The organism is Acinetobacter sp. ANC_7511, assembly GCF_056779975.1.
This window is the reverse complement of the sequence record NZ_JBWYIY010000011.1, coordinates 121,280-128,119: the sequence shown is the minus strand read 5'-3', so window position 1 is coordinate 128,119 and position 6,840 is coordinate 121,280. Positions and strand designations below refer to the sequence as shown.

Here is a 6,840-nt window from a genome sequence, read left to right as displayed (position 1 = left end):
CTGAGCTTTACGAAAATTCAGCAATAACTCTAGCTTCTAAGGTTTATGAAATTTCAGCAATGGCTCAGGCTTCTGAGCTTTACGAAAATTCGGCAATAACTCTAGCTTCTAAGGTTTATGAAATTTCAGCAATGGCTCAGGCTTCTGAGCTTTACGAAAATTCAGCAATAGCTCAAGTTGCTGCTAGATCAATAGCCTTATCTACACCTATTAAAGACTTACTTAATACTCAAGAATTTTCTAGCTTAAAAAACTTATTACATAAAACTGAAATAGATATTATTAATTTTTGGAAAGAACAAAATACACAATATCAATTAGCTACACTAATAGGATCACATTCAAATTTAAGTTCAATAGTAGGGAGTTTATCCGATGCATATATTGAACAATTTGCAGAAAAAAATCGCTATTTTGATCTAATTGAAGAGGAAGTATCATTCAATGATACAACTATTATTCCTATATCAAAAAATAATCGTGCTACTTTAAATAATTTTACGATTATTCTTTTAGTTTCTGTAATCCTACCTATTTTTCTAGGACTAATCACAAACTATATCTATGAATTTTATCTTCAGCCTTTAGCCCAAGAACATCATTCAGCAAAGTCAAAAAAAGAAGTTAAAAATCATATCAAGACACATACTCACTTTGATAAAAGCTTACTTACCTCGTATCGTATTACTTCTAAGCCATTAGCCTTACATACTTCATCAAACTTGAAGTCACCGATTTTAGAACATATTTCTTCGTTTACTTTAATTCAAAGGGTTGAAGAATCAAATTTACATAAATCTTGGCTTAAAGTTCGTGTTGAAATTAACGGAGAAATTGTAGAAGGTTATGTTTTAAGACGTTATACATCACCTATTAAATAATCCTCCCCCTTGCAAAGCATTGCTTATAATCCCATAGGGAGAGGAGAAAATTATTAGAGAACTCTATGCTCTATCAATATTTCCTCCACTCCCTTTTTATCAATTCTCCACCACCACACGGCCATTCAACGGCTGAATAGGACGATTATTGGGATGTCCCAGTAATTCTGCAAAGTCCTCAATCTGCTTGGCTGAGGCTGTTTGAATCTCTTTTAGAATTAGCCAGCGAACACCCTCGGAACATGGAGGTGTGGTGAGCGACCCACTAAAACGATAATAGTCTAAATTCTTTGGCAATAAATGATTAACAGACTGGGGCTGTTTTAACTCAACTGTTTGCCCTTTTTGCTTCGGTAAAGAATTCCATATTCTTGCCAATTGCGGATTCTCTGCACCTTGTGCATACATCATCCCCACGACAGCCAGCTCTCCTTTGGCATTGGCATGTACAAAATGGATTTCTAGCGGATATTGTTTGCCATGGATTTTATTTTCACTTGGGGTATGCAAATGAAACTGCTTGAGTTGAAAACGATCACCATCCAGCATCAACTCCCCGCCTTCCTTAAAGTCGACTTGTACCGTGTGTCCATTGTTATGAATACGTTGAATCAAAGTTTGATAGCTAAACTGCAATGGTTTCAAATCCGCTTTTACAGAACGCTCAATGTTAATTGGTGACTGATTATGACCAGAACAGGCTGCAAAATTGGGACTCAGTGTGTTCCATTGTTCAGGGTGGTGATAATCCCAATCTGCACCTGCCCATACACTTGAAGAAAGAATAGAAAGTGAAAATACTTGAAAAAAACTTCTCATTATTAAACCTTAATACGCGAACCGTTCATTAATTTATGTGATTTTTACCATTATTATTTTGATCTATTTGATATTCTCATAGATCAAATGATCTCCACATCTTGATCATGACTGAATCAAAAATGGAAAACAGTTATAGAAACTATGAGCAGTTGGAACAATGACGATATTGATCAAAATGATTTTATGAAGAGTTAATGCTTATTTTTTAAGATATTTTTTATTGTAAATTTACTGTATTTTTTATTAAAACTTTACTTAACGGTATAAAAAAGCTTCTTCAAGCCTAGCAGATATAAATATCCCATGAGTGCTTGAAGAAACTGTCATAAAAAATGATTAAAGAGACGAACGATTTTATTTTATAAAATTATTCACGATTAGATCTTTTACCTCATCTCCTCGACCAGCTAAAACCGCCTTCATCGCATACAATGAAGTCGCCTTCACTTGCTCAAATTTTGGTTCTGGTGGCATCACCAACTCTACAGGGTTGGTATGAATATCGATTAGTGCAGGACCATCATGAGCTAAAAATTTCTGAATAGCTGCTTCCAAACCATGACCATCTTTTTGAGTCATGCCATAAATCCCGATCGCTTCAGCCACTTTGCCAAAATCTGGGTTTGCTAACTTGGTAAAATTATCCAGTAAGCCATCAACTTTTTGTTCAAGCTCTACAAAATTGAGCTAATGGTTATTAAAGACAACAATTTTGATCGGCAACTTTTCCTGTACGATGGTCATGAGATCACCCAACAGCATACTCAGACCACCATCACCACATAGCGCAATCACCTGACGTTCAGGAAAGGCTTTTTTAATCCCGAGTGCTTGAGGCATCGAGTTTGCCATCGTACCGTGCAGTAAACTACATAGCAATTTACGCTTACCATTGGTATCGATGTGACGAAGCATCCATAGTTTCGATGAGCCTGCATCTCCAGTGAAAAATGCATCATCATCTGCATATTTGTTGAGAAGCGCCACCACATATTGCGGGTGGATCAAACCATCTTTACCTATACGCTCTTCTTTCAAACGAGCTGCATCTGCAACTTTCTTTAAATCTAAGCACTCTTGAATAAAGTGTTGGTTCTGCTTGTTTTCAACTAAAGGGATTAATGCACGCAGCGTTGGTGCAATATGTCCAACAGCACCAAAATCTATAGGATAGCGACGACCTAAATGAGTAGCATCGACATCGATTTGAATAATCTTCGCGTGTTTTGGATAAAACTGTGGCCACGCAAAGTCTGTTCCGAGCAGTAACAATACCTCACTATGATTAATCGCATGTAAGGCTGCTTTATTACCATACATACCATTCATCCCCATATTATGAGGATTATCATATTCAATAAAATGTTTTGCACGTGAGGTATGCACAACTGGTGCATTTAATTTTTTCGAAAGTTCAACCACTTCATCGTGAGCATGCTGAGCTCCAATACCCGCATAAATCGTGACTTTTTGATGAGCATTGATGAAGTTTTTAATCTGATCAATTTCAGCAGGATTAGGCGTAGTTTCAGGCTGCGGATGATGTACCTTGAAATCCAATGTTTCCTGAATATATTGACTGCTGATATTGGTTGGCATAATGACCACCGCTACGCCACGTTTATTCAGTGCTGCCTGACAGGCTAATGTCATCACATGTCTGACTTGACTGGCTGCTTTGATCTCCTCGCAATATACAGAACAACTTTTATAAATTTCTTTAAAGTCGACATATTGGGGAAAATCTAAATAGCCTGCTTGTTCGGTTGAAAGTTGGCTTGCGATCAAAACCACAGGCGCACCATTACGGTGTGATTCGTACAGACCATTAATAAAATGCAAGCTTCCAGGACCACATGAGCCAGCACATACTGTTAAATTGCCACTCATCAATGAATCTGCACCTGCTGCAAATGCACCGACTTCTTCATGGCGAACATTGATCCATTGAATAGAACTACGCGATAAAGAATCGGTAAAGTGATTAAGCGTATCTCCAACGATGCCGTAACAGTGCTTTACGCCGACTTGTTCCAACACTTCAATCATAATGTCTGAGACTTTTTTACTTTTCATGTTATTCCTAGTTTTAGTTTTAAGAGCATTATCGTTATATTATGGTCAATACATCAAATAAATGCGACAAAATACACATTTTATATAAATTATAATATTAATTTTTTTAATAATAGGACAATCAACCATTGAGAAATACGGAATGAGTAGATGTCATTAACAGCTATTTATAGCTCGTATGTTTTAGATTCAAAGAAGTGAATGTTCAATCAAAAATGCTAACTCGGAAGCTTTTGACATTTCCATTAAACGCTGCTTTTCCAATTTGAGTTGTTGTTTTAACGATGAAACATCTTGATCAATCTGTAAATAGAGCTTTTCAATATTTAAAGCACCTTTAGTTTTTTGTACTTCAATTTTTGCCTTGTTTGAACACACTAAGCTATTAATCAATATCTGGATTTGCTTTTCTAAAGTTAAACTCTGTGCTTGCAATACTTGTTGATAGTACTTCAATTGATCTTGATGAATAGCTTTCTGTATACCGACTTGAAGTTGCTCGCCTTCAAGTTGTAACTTCAATAGCGTGAATAAATCCTCTTGTTCATAAGCTTCATTAACACGTTGTAATAATGCCGTCTTTGCAGCCTTCTTGGATTCATCCGGTTCACGGTCTGGATGAATGATAGATGCTGTTTTGAGATATACTGTTTTCAGGGATTGATTCACTAACTTTTCTGCTTCGGCTTGTTTATCTTGCTGCCGTTTAAGTTTGGCTTGCTGCCTTGCTTGTTGATACTGCGCTTTGTCCCACAATGAATCGTCATCAATCGTTGAATCATTTTGTTCACCATGAGCATCTGGTGCTTGACTAGATTCGAAGTTGTTCTTTTTATCTTGCTTATTTCGTGGTTGAGCAAACACCTGTTCGAAATAAATATGTAATTTTTCAACTGTCTCAAGTTGAGTTTCATTGAGCATATTTGATTTGCTCAACATTTGGGTCAAGTTAAAACACTTCTCTTCCACAACCTTTTGAGACGACTTATTTAAATCAATTTGACTTAGGCTATTCCATAGACTTTGTAATTGCTGAAACAGCACTTGATAAACATCACGATAGACAGGAATAAGTTTCTTCTGCGTGTAGGTACGAATTTCTTCTTGGGCGTGTTGCCATGCGGATAATTGTAATTTTTGCTGCTCAATCTGATTAATCAAAACCCGTAGCTTATGATCTTGAACAAGTTGTGCAGAAGAACTGGATTGAATTTCGAATGAAGTCACGTCAGGTGTTTAGTCCAATGAGAGAATACTGAGTTTAACAAAATGTGTATGCTTTATTTAAGCATCGATCACAGTTTGATTTCGACCATTGGCTTTTGCTTGATAAAGATGTCGATCTGCTCGTTTAAGAATGGCATAAGCATCAGCATCGTTGAGATCAGTCACACTGACACCAATACTGACGGTCAAAGTTTTCTCTGCCAAAATAACAGCTTGTTCCACCAATGTACGAATTTTCTCTGCCAAAACTTGCGCACCCATCAGATGTGTTGCAGGCAATAAAATTACAAATTCTTCACCACCATAACGTGCCACAAAATCGGTTTCACGCGTTGCTTGATCAAGGATTTTTGCTACTTGTTGTAACACTTGATCCCCTTGATCATGACCATATTGATCGTTGACTTGCTTAAAATAATCGACATCCAATATAAGTGCTGCATAGCCAATTTGATTTCTTTTATGTTGACCAAATAAGTATTCAAGTTGTTCGTTTAAAGCACGGCGATTGTGTAAACCTGTTAATGCGTCATGTCGTGACAATCGAATCAACTCAAGATTAGCCAATTCAAGTGCTCGAGTGCGCTCTTGAACCTTACGCTCTAGAGATTGGTTTGCCTCAAGCAATTGTTGTTTCTGTTCCAATAAGGTTTGCGTCATGCTTTGTAGAGAATGTGATAATCCTTGGATTTCACGGATGCTGCTTTGACTATGAAATGCCGTATGCACGTCTCCCTGTTCGACCGCATAAGCCGATTTAGCTAAAGCCTCAATGGGTCTGCTCAATTTATTGGCAAGTTGATAAATCACATAAAAGATAAACAGCGAGACGAATAAACCAATCAGGAAGATTTTGAACTGCAAATCACGCATATCTGCCAAAGCAATCGCCAAAGGTTGACGAATTACCACATGCCAACCAATATCACTTTTAGTCTCGGACTCCACCGCAATATTTGCGGTTAAGAAATCCTGCCCTTCATTCCAATCATCAATATAATAAAGTGCATCGTTGACTTTAAGTTGAGGTGGCTTGACTCGTCCAATACTTTTAAATGGATACAGCAGTTCACCCTGTTTGTTTAAGATAAAGACTTCTATGCCACGCTGAGATGCTGTTTGAGATAATGCTTTATTGAGAATATGACGTGCCCACTCCCAATCTGCATGTGCAGCTAACACTCCTTTTAATTTTTGAGTATTTGGATCATAGATTGGTGTTGCGAAATCAATAAAACGCATCGGCTCATGAGGATTTAAAGCTTGAATTTTTTTTGCCAATAACACAGCTTCATGCACATCACCTAAGTATGTACCCTGTAAACCTGCCTTAAACCATGGCCGTGAAGAAACGTTTTCACCTTCAAGAATACCATCCGCAGCAATTTGAACATCACCGTTTAAATCTGTTACCCCCATCCAAGCATAATAGACATACGCATTTTTGACTTGTTCCAAGCGTATACGAACACGTGGATCATCTAGACTTGCTTCTGAAAAGAATGGAGATTGGCTGAGCAGCACCATTTCGCGCTCGCGTTCGGCAAGAGAAGCTGCCAAGGCATTACTGATATTTTTTGCTGCGACATGTAGGGTCTGTCCACTGGCTTTAGCCAAGTGCTGAGATGCGATATTTCCAATATACAGCGATACGCATATCCCAAGGATAATGGTTAATCCAGCAAATATGAACAGAACGCGATTACGGAATGAATCCAAAATACACCTTAACTCTTGGTTAAACACCGAAACATGCAACCATAAGAATATAACAGAATATTACAAATACATAACAAACATTTCGGATCATTGTAATGAATAAAAAATGCCAACC

The 6,840-nt window shown here is 37.4% G+C and carries 4 protein-coding genes and 1 pseudogene; 1 reads left to right on the top strand and 4 read right to left on the bottom strand.

The features are described from left to right. Positions 1 to 881: hypothetical protein (locus tag AC1M9L_RS09285; RefSeq protein WP_481591950.1), on the top strand; the 881-nt coding region annotated here is incomplete at its 5' end. Positions 882 to 980: 99 nt separating this feature from the next. Here AC1M9L_RS09285 and AC1M9L_RS09280 read toward each other — a convergent pair. From AC1M9L_RS09280 to AC1M9L_RS09265, 4 genes and pseudogenes are all read right to left on the bottom strand, one after another. Beyond that, entirely contained in the window at positions 981 to 1,700 is a 720-nt protein-coding gene (locus tag AC1M9L_RS09280) for a carbonic anhydrase (protein WP_481591949.1), read from the bottom strand. Positions 1,701 to 2,057: 357 nt separating this feature from the next. After that, positions 2,058 to 3,779, bottom strand: a pseudogene (locus AC1M9L_RS09275) (thiamine pyrophosphate-dependent enzyme). Between the two features lie 189 nt (positions 3,780 to 3,968). After that, positions 3,969 to 5,006, bottom strand: coding sequence for a molecular chaperone DnaJ (locus AC1M9L_RS09270; protein WP_481591948.1), 1,038 nt, complete (start codon positions 5,004 to 5,006; stop codon positions 3,969 to 3,971). A 57-nt stretch (positions 5,007 to 5,063) separates the two neighbouring features. Beyond that, complete coding sequence (locus AC1M9L_RS09265; RefSeq protein WP_481591947.1) at positions 5,064 to 6,725, bottom strand: sensor domain-containing diguanylate cyclase; 1,662 nt, start codon at positions 6,723 to 6,725, stop codon at positions 5,064 to 5,066. Positions 6,726 to 6,840: the final 115 nt, after the last annotated feature.

Coding starts and splice junctions, on each gene's coding strand:
- AC1M9L_RS09280 (WP_481591949.1), bottom strand. CDS start 1,700: ATGAGAAGTTTTTTTCAAGTATTTTCACTTTCTATTCTTTCTTCAAGT.